Below are 16016 nucleotides of genomic sequence, written 5' to 3'. Positions count from 1 at the left end.
CAAAACAAGTTGACGGATGCCGTATTTGCTCACAAAACAAAAAAGAGCCACTCAATTTAAGGCGCTTTGAATCGTAAAATGAACCTGAAGCAGCTCTCGGAAGTTCTGGGCCTTTCGCAAACTACGGTCAGCCGGGCGCTGAACGGGTACCCCGAAGTGAGCGAGGATACACGTGCGCGCGTTCAAGCCGCGGCGCGCAAACACGGGTACCGGCCGAACAGTCGCGCCAAAGGGCTTGCGACCGGACGATCGATGGTGATCGGCCACGTCATTCCCAGCTCGTCCCGGCATGAAATGGTCAACCCGATCTTCGGGGATTTCGTCGCCGGTGCCGCAAAGAAATACGCTGAACATGGCTATGACATGATGTTCACCAATGCCGACGACACTTCGATTGAAGAAGCGTATCGGAGTCTTTTTCAGCGCGGCGCGGTGGACGGGGTTGTGCTGCAAGGCCCCAAAGTGAACGAACCACGGATCGAAGTCCTGACCCGCATGGGCGTCCCATTCATCGTGCACGGACGGTCGACCGGCGTCGACGCTCAATATGACTGGATCGACGTCAACAACAAAAGTTCGTTCATGCGCGCCACACGCTTTCTGATTGACCTTGGCCATCGCCGTATCGCTCTGATCAACGGTCTGGAAGATATGGATTTTGCCCAACGCCGCCGCGACGGATATCTTGAGGCGCTTGGTCAGGCCGGGCTTACGCCCGATGCCGATCTGATGCGCAGCGCTGAAATGACAGAGGTTTACGGCCATCACGAAACGCAGAACATGTTGCGCCTGGAGTCCCCTCCGACCGCTATTTTGTGTTCATCGATGATCTCTGCCATCGGCGTACGGCGTGCGCTGTCCGAAAACGGGCTTGCGATGGGTACGGATGTGTCAGTGATCGCCCATGACGACGACCTGTCCTATTTGAAGAACGGGCAGGATGTTCCGATTTTCACGGCAACGCGCTCATCCGTCCGTCAGGCGGGTGAAATGGCGGCTGACATGTTGATCCAGCGCATCAAATCCCCGAATGATCCCGTCAAAACCCGGCTGCTGGAGGCCGAACTGGTCGTGGGCAGGTCAACCGGCCCTGCGCCCAACAAGGTGCAACCATGAAACACGCACGCGCTGATTTTCCCAAAGATTTTCTCTTTGGTGTTGCCACCTCTGCGTACCAGATTGAAGGCCACGCGCAGGGCGGGGCGGGGCGAACTCATTGGGATACCTTTGCGGCGTCGCCGGGCAACGTGGTGCGCGGGGAAAACGGAGACGTCGCCTGCGATCACCTGAACCGGTTCGAGCAGGATTTCGATCTGGTGCGCGAGGCCGGGTTTGACTGTTATCGTTTTTCGACCAGCTGGGCACGCGTACTGCCGGACGGGCGTGGTCAGGTCAATCAGGCCGGGCTGGACTATTATGACCGATTGGCGGACGCCCTGCTGGAACGCGGTATCCGCCCCTGCGTGACGCTTTATCATTGGGAACTGCCGTCAGCGCTTGCGGATCAGGGGGGATGGTGCAATCGCGACATCGCGGATTGGTTCGCGGACTATACGCAGGTCGTCATGGGTCGGATCGGCGACCGGATGTTCAGTGCCGCGCCGATCAACGAACCCTGGTGTGTCAGTTGGCTGAGCCATTTTGAAGGCCACCATGCGCCCGGTCTGCGCGATATCCGCGCCGCGGCCCGGGCAATGCATCACGTTTTGTTGGCCCACGGGCGAGCGATTCAGGCCATGCGCAGTCTTGGGATGGGCAATCTGGGTGCTGTGTTCAACCTCGAATGGTCCGAGCCAGCAGATGACAGCGCGGAAGCGCGGCTTGCCGCAGATCGCTACGATGCGATCTACAACCGGTTCTTCCTTGGCGGTGTTTTCAACAAGGAATATCCCCAAACAGCCTTGGAGGGGTTGGAGCCGCACTTGCCCAAGGGCTGGCAGAACGACTTTGAAACCATCGGCACACAGGTCGATTGGTGCGGGTTGAACTACTATACCCGAAAATTGATTGCCCCGGCGGACGCCGCCTGGCCCAGCCTGCAAGAGGTTCCCGGACCGTTACCCAAAACGCAGATGGGATGGGAAATCGATCCCTCTGCCCTTACCCGCTTTCTTGTCAGAACAAGGAAAGACTATACGGGCGCGCTGCCAATCTATATCACCGAAAACGGTATGGCGAGTGAGGAGCGCGTGCAGGACGATGATCGTATCGATTATCTCGACAAGCACCTTGCGGCCGTGCTGGACGCTTTGGCACAAGGTGTTCCGGTGAATGGCTATTTTGTCTGGTCGCTGCTGGACAATTATGAATGGGCCTTCGGGTACGAGAAGAGGTTTGGACTGGTGGACGTGGATTTCGAAACACTTGTGAGAACGCCCAAAGCGTCTTTCATGGCGCTGAAATCCGCCCTGTCCGAGGGTCAGAGCGTCTCTCAACCGTTAGCGCAACCATTTGGTGCCGTGCATGAGCATTGGAATCTGGTCGCGGATATCGGCGGTACGAACACACGTCTGGGCGTCGTCACGAACGGAGAATTGGCAGACCTTCGGAAACACCCGACAGGTACATTGGAAGATCTGCTCGAGGCGTTCCATGATCTCAGGGACGAGATCGGAACCAACCCACAGGCCGTCGTAGCAGCCGGAGCCGGGCCGGTCAGGGACGGAACGATTCAGCTGACAAACGCAAACCTGGATCTTTCGGAAACCGAGTTGGCGAAAGCAACAGGAGCAGAGCGCACCTTTGTCATAAATGATTTCACCGCTGCGGCGTGGTCGGTGGCCGAGGTGACCCGGTCGGATGTTGCGGTCTTGCAGGGTCAGGCAACGCCGCCCGCAGGCACACGGTTGGTCGTAGGGCCCGGAACCGGGCTTGGCGTTGGTGCGTTGCTATATTCCGAAGGCAGGTATCACACGGTTTCCGGCGAAGGCGGGCACGTGGGCCTGTACCCGCGCCATCGCGACGAAGTTGATATCTTTGAGGCGGCACGTCGCATCGCACCGGGCTGTTTCTTTGGGGACAGCCTAGCGCTGGAAGCAGAAATGTTCCTAAGCGGAACCGGCCTGCCGATCCTGTATCAGGCGGTTGAATTGGCAGCCGGTCAAGCGCGAACTCAGGCGCGCTCTGCAAAGGACATTCTGAACGATGCCCGTAACGGCACCGATCTGGTCGCCGAAAAAGCCGCGCAGATTTTTACCACCCATCTGGGTGCTTTGATGGGTGATCTGGCGGTCACCTTGATGCCGGAGGGGGGCGTTTTCCTCGTCGGCGGCGTTGCCGAGAAAAACCGCTGGCTATTCAGTGACAACTTCAAGGATGCGTTCAACGGCGGCGGCCGCTTCAGCGATTTGCGCCGCTCCCTGAACCTATACGTATCTGAACAGGCAGAGTTCGGGATCATCGGCGCAAACAACTTCTGCAAGAATGCGCTGAGACAGCAACCAGACTAACCGAAGTTTCTTACCAAAAAGGACCAAGACATGATCCTGTGCTGTGGTGAAGCGCTGATAGATATGATTTCAGAACCGACCGCATCGGGCGCAATTGGTTTTGTGCCACATACTGGTGGTGCAGTTCTGAACACAGCCGTCGCGATGGGACGTCTGGGTGTTCCGGTAGGGATGCTGACAGGTTTGTCATCGGATATGTTCGGCCAACAACTGATCGATGCGCTGAAAGCGAGCCATGTGGACACGACACATGTGATCACCTCGGACCGTCCGACCACGCTTGCCTTTGTGCAGCTCTCGGATGGACACGCGTCGTACAGCTTTGTTGATGAAAACACTGCGGGCCGGATGTTGCTGCCCGAAGACATGCCCGATCAGCTTCCTGCTGTCTCTGCCCTGTATCTCGGCGGAATCAGCCTTGCGTGTGAACCTTGCGCAGATGCCTACGCCGCCCTTCTGGACCGCCACGGTTCCGACCGGGCAGTGATGCTGGACCCGAATATCCGCCCGGATTTCATCAAGGATCAAACCCGATTTCGGACGCGTTTGAACCGTATGATCTCGCGTGCGGATATCGTCAAGGTTTCAGACGAGGACCTGGACTGGATCATTCCGGGCGCTGAAGCCGAATCCGCAAAAGCGTCTGTGCTGTTGCAGGCGGGTCCTTCCGTTGTCATCGTCACGCGTGGCAGTGATGGGGCGCACGGTTACCTGGCGGATGGTTCCGAAGTCTCGGTTCCTGTGAAACCCGTTGAAGTGGTCGATACGATCGGCGCAGGTGACACGTTCAACGCCGGCGTCCTGACCGAGCTCAGCCGCGCTGGGCATCTGACCAAGTCAGGTCTGCGCGGATTGACGGTTGAAAGCCTGCAAGCCGCCATGGAACTGGGCGCTGACGTGGCGGCCGTAACCGTTTCCCGAGCCGGGGCGGAACCCCCTTGGGCGCACGAACTTTGATCTGCGGGATGGCATGATGAAACGATCCGAAATCAACCACATCAAGCCCTAGGCCCAGACGTTCATTCAATCTTTCGGCGCCGCATAGCCGCTCTTTGCGGATTGATCGCCCGAGAAAATGCGCAGCCCTCTGGCCAAAACGATCCGCAGCCGCGGGCTGGGATGGGATATTACCGATTACGCACAAGGCCATTTCGACGAACATTACCTATTCCCGTTCACTCTACGCACTGGTTAGACGAAGGATCTGAAATCCGGGCGTGGGATGCTCTGTGCAGAAAACTGTTGATCTCGAAAGACAATCAGCTTTCTCCGGTGCACCGGCATATTATCAAGGCAGAAGACATCATCAACAGGGGCGGCGGCGATCTCTTTCTGGAAATTCATGCGCCGGATCCAAACGGTGGCGTCGACCGCAGCAACCCGATGACGGTCCCCAGCGATGCCTGCCCCGTAACCTTGCAACCCCAAGAGCACGTACGGCTGAAGCCCGGGTAAAGCGTAACTCTGATGCCCGACATCTGGCACGCTTTCTGGGCCGAGCGCGGCGATTGCCTTATTGGCGAGGTATCGACCGTGAATGACGACCGTACGAACAATGTGTTTGAAAAGCCAATTCCACGGTTTTCAAAGGTCGAGAAAGATTTCGAGCCGGATTTCCTTCTTGTATCAGACTATTGACACCGTTCGGTCCGGGCTGGCGCAGCAGGACAGCTGGCGCGGCTGTTGCAATTCCATCTACCACCGCCTTCGTCTGCCGCTTGACAAGTCTGGCATTGCCGGACTAGCTGAGCGGGATGGTTCCGTAAGGGATGAAAATGGGAACACGGTGCGGCGCTGGAATGTGCCAAGTCCGTGACTGCCCCCGCAACTGTAAGCGGTGAGCGACGCCACTTCACCACTGACCCGCATGGGTTGGGAAGGTCGGCCAAGCAACGACCCGCAAGTCAGGAGACCTGCCATCGCACTATAAACCAACCCGAGGCGGGGCGTCTCGGAAGGAGGCTTGATGGCGTGTTTGCGTAATATCTGGGTATGTGCCCTCTGTCTGCGTCTGGCAAACGACGGAGATGGCTATGACCTGCTATTCTGATCACTACGTTCTGATCTGTTCAACATGTCAGGGGGCGATGTCTGCCGAGGCTGCGCAAGACGAGCTGAATGCCCGGTTGCCTGACGGTTTTGAAACCCGAATGGTGGCCTGCATGGCAGGTTGTGAACGGGCCATGACGGTCGGATTTCAGGCCCCGGGCAAAGCGCAGTACCTGTTTGGCGATATCACGACATCACACGACCTGTCCGCCTTGGTCGAATTCGCGACCCAGTTCGGCGACAGTGACGATGGCTGGACCAGCGCCTCGGACCGCCCCCCTGCCCTTTTCGCAAAGACCTTGTCGCGAATACCCGCATTGCCGTCCGGTGGCGCTTCATGAGTTTTCTGGTTGCCGAGAATTTGGAGTACTATGCTCTTAATGGCGATATCCTGTTGCAGGATGTGTCCTTTCGTCTGGAAGAAGGATCAATTCTGGCAATCGCCGGGCCGAACGGCGCCGGCAAGACCACTCTGCTGAAACTGCTGTGCGGGATCGAACGGGTTATCTTGGGTGATGTTTGGATAGAAGGCCAAAGCCTTCGGACCCTGTCCGCCCGCCAACGTGCCCGCTCCATTGCTGTGGTCGGGCAGCAGGAAATGCCTGACGGGCGGATGCGCCTGCAAGACTATGTTGCGCTGGGGCAAATCCCGATTCAGGGCGAACGTTCGATGGCTCAGCACAAGGCTGATCTGGAACGGGTTCTGACGACGACCGAGCTGTCGCATTTTGCCAACAAAACGATGGGTCAACTGTCCGGCGGAGAACGTCAGCGCGCACATATCGCGCGCGCGTTGGCCCAGAACCCGTCCTTGCTGTTTCTAGACGAGCCAACCAACCATCTGGACCCCGATGCCAAGGGGCACATGCTGTCTCTGGTTGCTGATCTGGGGGTAACGGTCGTCATGATCGTCCATGATCTGGTCATGATCCCGGAATTCGCCACCCATGTGGCGCTGATGAAAGCCACGCGTCTGACGGGGTTCGGGCCTGTTGTCGAAGTTCTGACCCCAGACCGGGTACGTGAGACATTCGGCGTGGATTATCTGTGCTTTCAGCACGAAGGCCGCATGATCCCCGCACTGGATATCCGAAAACGGAAACTGTCATAATAACAGGAACTTAAATATGATGCAGAAACTTTGGCCGGTGGTTGTTTTCGCTGGCTTGGCAGGTGGCGCGGCAGCGGAAGCCGTCACCGTGGACAATTGCGGCGAACCGCTGGCTTTTGACTCGGCGCCGGAACGTCTGGTCGTGCATGACATGAACATGGCGGATATGGCCTTTGCGCTCGGCCTTCAGGACAAGATCGTGGGGCTTACCGGAATTACCGGCTGGTACAAAACAAGCCCTGATTTTGATGCTCAGCGTGGCGATATCCCAGAGCTTGCCCCCAAATACCCGACCATTGAAAACCTTGTGGCCGTCGAACCCGATCTGTTTTTTGCCGGTTGGTACTATGGCATGAAACCCGGCGGTGACGTCACGCCCGACACGCTGGAACCCTTTGGTATCAAGACCATGATCCTGTCCGAAAGCTGCGTGCATCTGGACAAGGATCGCCCCGAGGCCAGCATGAACCTGTTGTTTGATGACGTTCTGCGTCTGGGCACGGTCATGCAGGTCGAGGACAAGGCCGAGGCGCTGGTTGCCCGCTGGAAGGACCAACTGTCCGCCATCGAAGCAAAAACAGCCGATCTAGCGAAGCCCCGCGTGTTCCTGCTGGACGGGCCGGCCGATGCTCCGTTTACCGCCGGCAAGTTCGCCATTCCCGATGCAATGATCGCAGCCGCGGGTGGCGAGAACGTGACGCATGATCTGGATACCAGCTGGGGTCGCACGTCGTGGGAGGCCGTGGCAGCGGCCAACCCGGAGTTTCTGGTGCTGCTCGATTATCAATCCGGCAACGGCGCAGAGGACACCTTTCAGTTCCTCAAGGATCACCCGGTGATGTCACAAACGGACGCGGTAAAGAACGAGCGCTGGATTGGCCTGCGTTACGAGGAACTGACGCCCGGCCCGGCAAATATCGAAGCGATCGAGAAGATGGCGAAGGCGATGCACCCGGAGACCAACTGATATGGTCCGATTGGGCCGTTTGATAGTGCTGGGGGCGGTTGTTCTGACCGCCCTTTTGCTGTTGTCGATCGTCTACGGGACCACCCCAATCCCCATACGCGAAGTTTTTTCGGCCATCGGCCTCGGAACCGGTCTGGTGGAAGGAGACATGTCGCCCTTGCACCGGATCGTCTTCGACCTTCGCCTGCCCCGTGCCTTGTTTGCCGCCGTGATTGGTGCGGGACTGGGCGTCGTTGGTGTCGTTTTGCAAACAACGACGCGAAACGACCTGGCAGATCCGTTTCTGTTCGGTCTGTCCTCGGGTGCTGCTGCCGGCGCCGTTCTGGTGATCACCGTCACGGGTGATGTCCTGGGAATCTGGACGTTGCCGCTGGCGGCATTTTGCGGTGGTCTGATCGCGTCCGGCATTGTTCTGGCGCTGGTTCAGGGCTTGCGCACAAGCGCACCCGAAAAACTGATCCTGGCTGGCCTGGCGGTGTCCTTTCTGTTTTCCGCAATCACCAACTACCTGATTTTCTCTGGCGACAATCGCGCTGCTCATTCGGTGATATTCTGGATGCTTGGCGGTCTGGGACTGGCAAGATGGGAAACGTTCCCGCTTGTCCTGATCGGATTGGGCCTGATCCTGAGCTATTCACTTTACCGCAGCCGGTGGCTTGACGCGCTGCTGACCGGGGATTTCACAGCATCGTCACTGGGTATTCCCGTTCAAGGACTGCGGTTCAGCATGTTTTTCGTTGCCGCGTTGGCGACGGCCAGTTTCGTTTCCGTTGCCGGTGTAATCGGCTTTGTCGGGCTGATGGTGCCTCATATTGCACGCGGCATCGCCGGAACTCTGCACCGAAACCTGCTGATCGTCTCGGCGATCGTGGGCGCGATTCTGTTGACATTGTCCGATATCTTGTCACGCCTTCTTCTGGCTCCGCAGGAGTTGCCGGTCGGAATCGTCACGACGTCGATAGGATCACTTTTTGTCTTTTTGTATTTGTTCAAATCTGATCGCGGGAGATAGTTTTCCAAGGTTGCGCAACACCGTCATTTTTCGACATTGATGAGGTCAAGCAGTTCAGCATGCAGTTCAGGGGTTGCGGCGGAAACGACCGCGCCATCTGAATCGAGGGTTAACGCATGCCCGTGCCAATCGGTCATCACTCCACCAGCAGCCGTGATCAGAGGTGAGAGCGCCAGATAGTCATAAGGTTGCAGATCGTAATCCACCACAGCATCGACATGGCTCGAAGCAAGCAAGGCATGGGGATAACAATCATAGGCAAATCGGCGCGTCTGCCCTGCATTCATCAGCCGTCTGAACAGGTCAGGATGATCGCGATAAATTTTGTCGCCTTCATTCACGTACAAAACCGATTGATCCAGACGCGTGGTGTTCGACACCTCTATCGGTTGCCCGTTCAGTCTGGCCCCGTCACCAACCACACCCAAATAGGTCTCATGTAAGGCCGGCATTCCGACCAGCCCCAACCGAGGGCGCCCATCCACAAGGTGCGCCAAAAGGAACCCGAACAAAGGATGGCCGGACAGAAACGAACGGGTTCCGTCAATCGGGTCAATCACCCACATATGACGCCCGTCGCCTGCTTCTTGACCGTGCTCTTCGCCAAAGATGCCGTGTCCGGGAAAATGCTGTTTCAGGTAGGTGCGTACTTCCGCCTCAACTGCCTTGTCGGCCTGCGTCACCGGGCTTTCATCCTGTTTGAATTCAATGCCCAAAGACCCCCGAAAAAACCGCATCGCGGACTCCGCGGCAATATCAGCAATCTTCATCGCGTGTTCAGTCAACGCATCTGGGGTTACCATTTCCGGTCCTTTCGGCTGAAGTCATCCAATCTCTGACGGATGAAAGGTTGTTCGCCCTGAAAGCTGAATGAGAAGTCTTGCAGTTCAGTTTTCAGATGGGCATGAGGTGTGACAATACTGAAACTTTATCAATGGCTTATGGATCGAAATCCGTCAGATTCGACGAACATTCGGACACTCGGGGCGGATTTGCCCTGTTTGCATGCTTTCCCCATGTGTTCCGATCGCCGTGCGTGTGTCGGTAGATCTGCTCTTGCACCCTCGGGTCAGGTCTTCACCCGGCTCATCTGCGGGTCGTAAAGCGGTTGCAGCGTCACTTCGCAAGGAACCCTCTGAGTGGCGACATCCAATTCATATGTCCCTGATGTGACGTATTGTGCGTCGACACCGTTGGCGTTTCGGATGTAACCGTAGCCGATCGACTTTTCGACGGTGTAACCATAGCCGCCCGAAGTCAGCCATCCGACCCTTTCGCCATTCCGATAGATCGTTTCACGCCCCAGAAGAACAACCTCGGGGTCAACCGTGAAACATGCCAGCATCTTCTTTACGCCGCCGGTTTTTTGCGCCTCAGAGGCGGCGCGCCCTTTGAAATCAATATTTTTCCGGAGTTTCACGGCCCAGCCCAAGCCGCTTTCGAACGGCGTATGATCCGGCCCGATATCCGAGCCCCAGGCGCGATAGCCTTTTTCAAGACGCAGCGATTCAATCGCCCTGTAGCCCGCATTGATCAATCCATGCGGGCGCCCTGCCTCCATCAAGGCGTCATACACGGTTTGTGCATATTCCACCGGCAGGTGCAGTTCCCAGCCCAGTTCACCCACATAAGTCACGCGCAGCGCCTTAACCGGGCACCCGGCGATGCCGATGGTGCGGATCGTGCCAAACTTGAACCCGCTGTTCGAGACGTCATCGCGCGTCACCGCCGCAAGAACATCGCGCGCTTTTGGCCCCATCAATGACAGGACTGCATTCGATGAAGTGATATCGAAAAGCTGGCAATTCATACCCTCGGGAATGCTGCGGTTGATCCAGTCGAAGTCATGGGTGGCATAGCCGGTGCCGGTGACGATGTAGAACTCGTCATGAGCCACGCGCCCAACGGTCAGGTCACACTCGATCCCGCCCTTGTCGTTCAGCATTTGGGTATAGACCAGCGCGCCAACCGGCTTGTCCACATCATTGGCGCAGATCCAGTTCATCGCTGCCAAAGCATCGGGACCCTTGAGGGCGAATTTGGCGAAGGACGTCTGATCGAACAACACCGCCGCTTCGCGTGTTGCTTTGTGTTCGCGCCCCACGGCATCGAACCAGTTCTGGCGGCCAAAGCTGTATTCATCCCTGGGCACCTCGCCCTTTGACACGTCCGCGTACCAGTTGGGACGTTCCCAGCCCAGTTTCTCACCAAAACACGCGCCCTGCTTTCTCAGCGTGTCATAAAGCGGCGACTTGCGACAGGGGCGGCCCGAGTCATGTACCTCATGCGGCCAAGCCATCGTGTAGTGTTTACCGTATGCTTCAACGGTACGGGTGCGAACCCAGTCGGTGTCGAAATGCGGGCGGCCAAAGCGGCGGATATCGGCAGACCACAAATCGAAGGGCGGCTCGCCCTTATGCACCCATTCCGCCAGCGCCATGCCCGCACCACCGCCAGCCGCGATGCCAAAGGCGTTAAAGCCCGCACCGACAAAGAAATTCCTCAACTCGGGCGCTTCGCCGATGATGAAATTGCCGTCGGGCGTGAAGCTTTCCGGCCCGTTGGTCAGCGTCTTGACGCCAGCGTTCTCCAGCGCGGGCACACGACCCAACGCAAGCTCCATAAGCTGTTCGAAATGATCGAAGTTGCTGTCGAGAAGGGTATAGTGGAAACCTTGCGGAATACCCTTGGTGGCCCAGGGGATCGGGTTCGGCTCATAGCCGCCCATAACCAGACCTCCGACTTCTTCCTTGTAGTAGGTCAGCCGGTCGGGATCGCGCAGAGTGGGCAGATTGCCGGGCACGTCGAAAGGTTCTGTCACCATGTACTGGTGCTCCATCGGAACCAGAGGAACGTTGACGCCAAAGCGGCTGGCAAAGGTGCGGGACCATTGCCCGGCGCAGCAGATCACTTTTTCACACTCGATCCGACCATGTTCGGTGATTACCGCGCGAATTTTGCCATCTTTGATCTCGATATCGGTGACTTTGGTATCTTCGAATATCTTCGCCCCGGCCATGCGGGCGCCCTTGGCCAATGCCTGCGTGATATCTGACGGGTTCGCCTGACCGTCAGTCGGCAGGTAAGCCGCGCCGATCACGTCAGAGACATCCATCAAGGGCCACAGCTCCTGCGCCTCGGATGGGGTCAGAAGCTGCATGTCCAGACCAAAGGAATGCGCCGTAGTGGCCTGGCGTTTCACTTCGGTCCAGCGCTCTTCGTTGCAGGCCAGACGCAAGCCGCCGTTCATCTTCCAGCCAGTGCCAAGCCCTGTTTCCTCTTCGATCTTGTTGTACAGATCAACGGAATAACCCAGCAATTGCGTGATGTTGGCGTTCGAACGCAACTGTCCCACCAGACCCGCTGCGTGGAAGGTGGTGCCCGAGGTCAGCTTCTTGCGCTCCAGCAGCACCGTATCCGTCCAGCCCAGCTTGGCCAAGTGATAGGCGGTCGAGCAGCCGATGATCCCGCCACCGATAACGACGGCTTTGGCTGTATTCGGAAGGTCGGTCATGTCTGTCCTCAGGTATTTTTGAAATCGGTAAGGGCTGCGCGGAACCGCGCCAGGTTTTCAGCTGTGTAGGCTGCGTAATCAAAGTCGATATCCGAGGTGATCTCGGACACCATGCTCCACATGGTTTCCCGCAGCAGCGAGGCACATTTCATCGCCGTATAGCGCTGGCGCAGGTTCTCGTTGACCGGGGCTTCGAAATAGCTCTCCAACACCCAGTCTTCCTGCTCAGGCGACAGGCCGTTGTTCGACGCCAGCCCGCCCAGATCGAACAGCGGAGAATTGAATCCGGCATAGTCGAAATCGATCAGCCAAAGGCGGTTGCCGTCGTCCAGAAAATTGCCGCAGAGCAGGTCGTTATGGCCGAACACGATGTCATACGGCCTTGCCTCACGTTCCAGCAGCGTGCCTGCGTCTATCAGATCGGGGATCAGCTTTGCATGGGCGCTGTCATTCTCGGTTAGCGTTGCGGCATAGTCCCGGATGACATGGAACACCCAGAACACCAGCGACGGCCCGCGCAGGTGTTTCGGCACTTCGACATGACAGGCCTTCACCAATTCCAGAACTCGGGGCAGCATGTTCGGGTGGCGTACATCTTCTTCCGTCAATGTGCGGCTTTCGATGAATTCCAGCACTGTCAAATCGCCCGAGGAATGCAGCACGGCAGGCGACAGACCCGCCGCATTGGCTGCTTTGCTGGCGGCCAGCTCATTGAACCGCATCACCTGATGCAGGGGGATGTCGTCGCCCACACGAACCACATAAGACCCGCTGCCGTCCGTGACCTTGTAGTTCACATTGGTGATGCCACCGGTCAGCGGAGTGGCCTCGATCTCTCCCTGCCAGATCGGCAGAGCGCGGATGCGGGTCATCAGGTCGGGATGGCTCATATCAACTCTCCAGTCCAAAGCGGATGCGGGCCTGGCGGGCACTGGCATTGATCAACCGATCAGCGATGATGGCGATGAAGGCAATCGACAGGCCGGCCACCAGACCGCGGCCGGTATCGGCCTTGGTCAGGGCGATATAGACCTCCTGCCCCAGATCGCGGGTGCCGACGAGGGCGGTGATCACCAGCATCGACAGCGCCAGCATGATCGTCTGATTGACGCCCAGCAGGATTTCAGGCAACGCCATCGGCAGGCGGATATGGCGCAGCAGTTGTTTGCGGGTGCAGCCCGAAACCAGACCCGCCTCGATCAGTTCCTCACTTACCGAGCGCACACCATGGGCGGCATAACGGACCGCCGGGGCCAGCGCATAGAGAACGATGGCAATCAGGGCGGTGAAATCGCCGACCCGGAACAGCATGACGACAGGGATCAGATAAACAAAGCTGGGCAGGGTTTGCAGTGTGTCGATCAGCAGGTTGATGGCCGTTCCAGCGCGTTTGTTCAGCGCCGCCAGAACACCCAGAGGCACCCCGATCAGCGTCGCCAGAATAACAGATGCGCCGCACAGATACACTGTCACCATCGCCTTTGACCACAGGCCCGAGACAAGTATCAGCGAGGCCATTCCCCCACACAGCAACGCTAGCCGCCAACCGCCTGCGTGCCAGCCCAGCAGGGCCAGCATCGCGATGGCCCATGGCCACGGGATGCCCAGCAGAACCGTTTTGATCGGGATCATGAACCAGGTCAGGAAGAAAACCTTGATGGCCTCGAACGTGTCGAAATAGTTGACGTTCAGGTATTCGACCGTGTTGTCCCAGAACGCGCCGGTGGTGATGGTCTGGCTTTCAGGATATTCCAGCAACAGAGGCGAGAACTGTCCCAGTACCCAGGTCAGCAGCATCAGGACCACAACCAGAACCGTTCGGCGATGACGCGCGATCCACGAGCCGGGGACCTCATGATGCACCTGCCCCATCCGTTCGGCAAAGGCCTGGCTCAGACGGTCGACGGCGATGGCCAGTACCACGATGGCGATGCCGGCTTCGAACCCTGCCCCAATGTCCAGACGGCGGAGCGCGGCGAGGACGTCAAAGCCCAGCCCCCCAGCCCCGATCATCGAGGCGATGATGACCATGTTCAGGGTCAGCATGATCACCTGATTGACGCCCACCATCAGGCTGTGGCTGGCCGAGGGCACAAGCACGCGCCACATCAACTGTCGCCGGGTCGTGCCCGCCATGCGTCCGAAATCCAGAATCTCAGGATCCACACCTTTCAACGCCAGCGTTGTGATCCGCACCATCGGCGGGGTCGCATAAATGATCGTCGCGACCAAGGCAGAGATCGGGCCAAAGCCAAACATGAACAGGATCGGCACCAGATAGGCAAAGATCGGGATCGTCTGCATCAGGTCCAGTATTGGTGAGATGATCTTTTCAAAAAGCGGATGGCGATAGGCGAGAATGCCCAACAGCAACCCGCCGCCCGCTCCAATCGGCACTGCGATCAGGACCGAAGCCAGCGTCACCATGGCGCTGTCCCATTGTCCGAAAACTGCAAGATAGACGAAGCAGGCCCCGACCAGAGCGGCCAATCCCCAGTCACGGCAATATTGACCCAAGGCGACAACGGCGGTGATGACCACGATCCAGCTGATCGCAGGCAGGATGACCTGCGCGTCATTTCCCTGACCGCTGACAAAGCCATCGGCCAGCAGAGCCAATACCAGATTGTAGGGCTGCTCGATCAACCACGCGATGGCGCGGGTGACATCGGTGAAGGACACCGGCCCGATGGCGGCATCCTCGATCAGCCATGTCATCGCCGAGGAAATGTAGGTTTTGAACGGGATCACCCAGGCCGAAGGGAACTTGGTCAACCAGCGCGCATCCAGCGCCTTGCTCAAATCACGACCGAAATAGCCAAGCACGATGGTGATCAGAACAAGCAGCAGAATTGCCATCTGGCTGCGGGTCAGGCGGATCATGCCGTGTCTCCGCCGCCGAACAGCACATGCGCAACGGCCTTGCGGTCAATCGCTCCGATGGGCTGGCCCTCTGCGTCCACGACGGGGATCGGCGCATCTGCCGCGATAATCCGTTCCGCCACGTCCGAGATGCGGGTGGATTGAGAGATCGGATTGCCCTCGCCCACAGCGCCGGGGGCCATGACACCGCCGACGGTCAGGACCTTTGAACGGGGGATATGTTTGGTGAATTCAGCCACATAGTCTGTGGCCGGGTGCATCACCAGCTCTTCCGGCGTGGCGATCTGGATCACCTCTCCGTCCTTCATGATGGCGATGCGGTCGGCCAGGCGAACGGCCTCTTCGAAATCATGGGTGATGAAAACGATGGTCTTGTGCAACCGCTCCTGCAACCGCAGGAATTCATCCTGCATCTCGCGCCGGATCAGCGGATCGAGGGCCGAGAACGGCTCGTCCAGAAACCATAGATCAGGCTCGGTCACCAAGGAACGGGCAATGCCGACGCGCTGTTGCTGGCCGCCGGACAGCTCACGCGGGTAATAATCCTCGCGCCCCTTCAAACCGACCAGTTCCACCACCTCGCGGGCCTTGGCGTCGGCTTCGGGTTTGGGTGTGGCCTGAATCGTCAACGGAAACATCACATTCTGCAAAACGGTCAGATGCGGCAGCAACGCGAAATGCTGGAACACCATGCCCATCTTGTGACGCCGGATTTCGATCAGCTCATTCTCGCTGGCGCGCAAGAGGTCAGCATCGTCGAACAGAACTTCACCGGCGGTTGGTTCGATCAACCGGGACAAGCACCGAACCAGAGTGGATTTGCCGGACCCCGACAGGCCCATGATGACGAAAATCTCACCTTCCGAGATCTCGATATTTGCGTTGCGCACTGCGCCGATCACGCCTGCCTTGCGAATTTCTTCTGCCGTAGGTTCGGGGGTTGTCCGCAGCAACCGATCTGCGTTGGGGCCATAAAGCTTCCAGACGTTTCGGCACGACAGTTTGGTCTTGGGGGGCATCAGGGTGGTCCG

Annotated in this window: 12 protein-coding genes, 2 pseudogenes and 1 riboswitch; of the genes and pseudogenes, 9 read left to right on the top strand and 5 right to left on the bottom strand. The window is 58.1% G+C overall.

The window, feature by feature from the left end; genetic code table 11:
• The first annotated feature begins 78 nt into the window (after positions 1–78).
• From GOW56_RS04525 to GOW56_RS04490, 9 genes and pseudogenes are all read left to right on the top strand, one after another.
• On the top strand, positions 79–1116 hold the full coding sequence (locus GOW56_RS04525; protein WP_171205103.1) for a LacI family DNA-binding transcriptional regulator: 1038 nt from the start codon (positions 79–81) through the stop codon (positions 1114–1116).
• Positions 1113–2414 (top strand): annotated as a pseudogene (locus GOW56_RS21735) (GH1 family beta-glucosidase); the annotation flags it as partial. The gene GOW56_RS04525 and the pseudogene GOW56_RS21735, both read left to right, overlap by 4 nt.
• Positions 2391–3449, top strand: coding sequence for an ROK family protein (locus GOW56_RS21730; protein WP_254447164.1), 1059 nt, complete (start codon positions 2391–2393; stop codon positions 3447–3449). The pseudogene GOW56_RS21735 and the gene GOW56_RS21730, both read left to right, overlap by 24 nt.
• Positions 3450–3479: 30 nt before the next feature.
• Positions 3480–4406 carry a carbohydrate kinase gene (locus tag GOW56_RS04515; protein WP_171205101.1) on the top strand — a complete coding sequence of 309 codons (927 nt, stop codon included), beginning with the start codon at positions 3480–3482 and terminating at the stop codon, positions 4404–4406.
• Between the two features lie 64 nt (positions 4407–4470).
• Positions 4471–5087 (top strand): annotated as a pseudogene (locus GOW56_RS04510) (D-lyxose/D-mannose family sugar isomerase).
• A gap of 100 nt (positions 5088–5187) precedes the next feature.
• A riboswitch (cobalamin riboswitch) is annotated at positions 5188–5385 on the top strand.
• A gap of 97 nt (positions 5386–5482) precedes the next feature.
• The gene (locus GOW56_RS04505; RefSeq protein ID WP_171119229.1) at positions 5483–5839 is read left to right on the top strand and encodes a DUF1636 domain-containing protein; all 357 of its coding nucleotides are present in this window, start codon (positions 5483–5485) and stop codon (positions 5837–5839) included.
• Positions 5836–6609 carry an ABC transporter ATP-binding protein gene (locus GOW56_RS04500; protein WP_171119227.1) on the top strand — a complete coding sequence of 258 codons (774 nt, stop codon included), beginning with the start codon at positions 5836–5838 and terminating at the stop codon, positions 6607–6609. Before GOW56_RS04505 ends, GOW56_RS04500 begins: the two co-directional genes overlap by 4 nt.
• Positions 6610–6625: 16 nt before the next feature.
• Positions 6626–7576, top strand: coding sequence for an ABC transporter substrate-binding protein (locus tag GOW56_RS04495; protein WP_254447157.1), 951 nt, complete (start codon positions 6626–6628; stop codon positions 7574–7576).
• A 1-nt stretch (position 7577) separates the two neighbouring features.
• On the top strand, positions 7578–8588 hold the full coding sequence (locus GOW56_RS04490) for an iron ABC transporter permease (protein ID WP_152460237.1): 1011 nt from the start codon (positions 7578–7580) through the stop codon (positions 8586–8588).
• A gap of 23 nt (positions 8589–8611) precedes the next feature.
• Here GOW56_RS04490 and GOW56_RS04485 read toward each other — a convergent pair whose 3' ends face one another.
• From GOW56_RS04485 to GOW56_RS04465, 5 genes are all read right to left on the bottom strand, one after another.
• Positions 8612–9391 (bottom strand): inositol monophosphatase family protein, encoded by a 780-nt coding sequence (locus tag GOW56_RS04485; protein WP_171205100.1) that lies wholly within the window; start codon positions 9389–9391, stop codon positions 8612–8614.
• 266 nt (positions 9392–9657) lie between these two features.
• A complete protein-coding gene (locus tag GOW56_RS04480) occupies positions 9658–12102 on the bottom strand; it encodes an FAD-dependent oxidoreductase (RefSeq protein ID WP_171205099.1) in 2445 nt (814 codons plus the stop codon).
• 8 nt (positions 12103–12110) lie between these two features.
• Complete coding sequence (locus GOW56_RS04475; RefSeq protein ID WP_217358790.1) at positions 12111–12992, bottom strand: phosphotransferase; 882 nt, start codon at positions 12990–12992, stop codon at positions 12111–12113.
• 1 nt (position 12993) lies between these two features.
• Positions 12994–14985 (bottom strand): proline/glycine betaine ABC transporter permease, encoded by a 1992-nt coding sequence (locus GOW56_RS04470; RefSeq protein ID WP_171205098.1) that lies wholly within the window; start codon positions 14983–14985, stop codon positions 12994–12996.
• Positions 14982–16004 carry a glycine betaine/L-proline ABC transporter ATP-binding protein gene (locus GOW56_RS04465; protein WP_171205309.1) on the bottom strand — a complete coding sequence of 341 codons (1023 nt, stop codon included), beginning with the start codon at positions 16002–16004 and terminating at the stop codon, positions 14982–14984. The genes GOW56_RS04470 and GOW56_RS04465 overlap by 4 nt, the downstream gene beginning before the upstream one ends.
• Between the last annotated feature and the right edge of the window lie 12 nt (positions 16005–16016).

The sequence above is a fragment of the Ruegeria sp. HKCCA0235A genome, from assembly GCF_013033235.1.
Lineage (GTDB): Bacteria > Pseudomonadota > Alphaproteobacteria > Rhodobacterales > Rhodobacteraceae > Ruegeria.
Note: the sequence above shows the minus strand (reverse complement) of the source record. Positions and strands in the feature narration are given on the sequence as shown.

Coding starts and splice junctions, on each gene's coding strand:
- GOW56_RS04495 (WP_254447157.1), top strand. CDS start 6,626: ATGATGCAGAAACTTTGGCCGGTGGTTGTTTTCGCTGGCTTGGCAGGT.
- GOW56_RS04480 (WP_171205099.1), bottom strand. CDS start 12,102: ATGACCGACCTTCCGAATACAGCCAAAGCCGTCGTTATCGGTGGCGGG.
- GOW56_RS21730 (WP_254447164.1), top strand. CDS start 2,391: ATGGCGCTGAAATCCGCCCTGTCCGAGGGTCAGAGCGTCTCTCAACCG.
- GOW56_RS04470 (WP_171205098.1), bottom strand. CDS start 14,985: ATGATCCGCCTGACCCGCAGCCAGATGGCAATTCTGCTGCTTGTTCTG.
- GOW56_RS04465 (WP_171205309.1), bottom strand. CDS start 16,004: ATGCCCCCCAAGACCAAACTGTCGTGCCGAAACGTCTGGAAGCTTTAT.
- GOW56_RS04485 (WP_171205100.1), bottom strand. CDS start 9,391: ATGGTAACCCCAGATGCGTTGACTGAACACGCGATGAAGATTGCTGAT.
- GOW56_RS04475 (WP_217358790.1), bottom strand. CDS start 12,992: ATGAGCCATCCCGACCTGATGACCCGCATCCGCGCTCTGCCGATCTGG.
- GOW56_RS04500 (WP_171119227.1), top strand. CDS start 5,836: ATGAGTTTTCTGGTTGCCGAGAATTTGGAGTACTATGCTCTTAATGGC.
- GOW56_RS04515 (WP_171205101.1), top strand. CDS start 3,480: ATGATCCTGTGCTGTGGTGAAGCGCTGATAGATATGATTTCAGAACCG.
- GOW56_RS04505 (WP_171119229.1), top strand. CDS start 5,483: ATGACCTGCTATTCTGATCACTACGTTCTGATCTGTTCAACATGTCAG.
- GOW56_RS04490 (WP_152460237.1), top strand. CDS start 7,578: ATGGTCCGATTGGGCCGTTTGATAGTGCTGGGGGCGGTTGTTCTGACC.
- GOW56_RS04525 (WP_171205103.1), top strand. CDS start 79: ATGAACCTGAAGCAGCTCTCGGAAGTTCTGGGCCTTTCGCAAACTACG.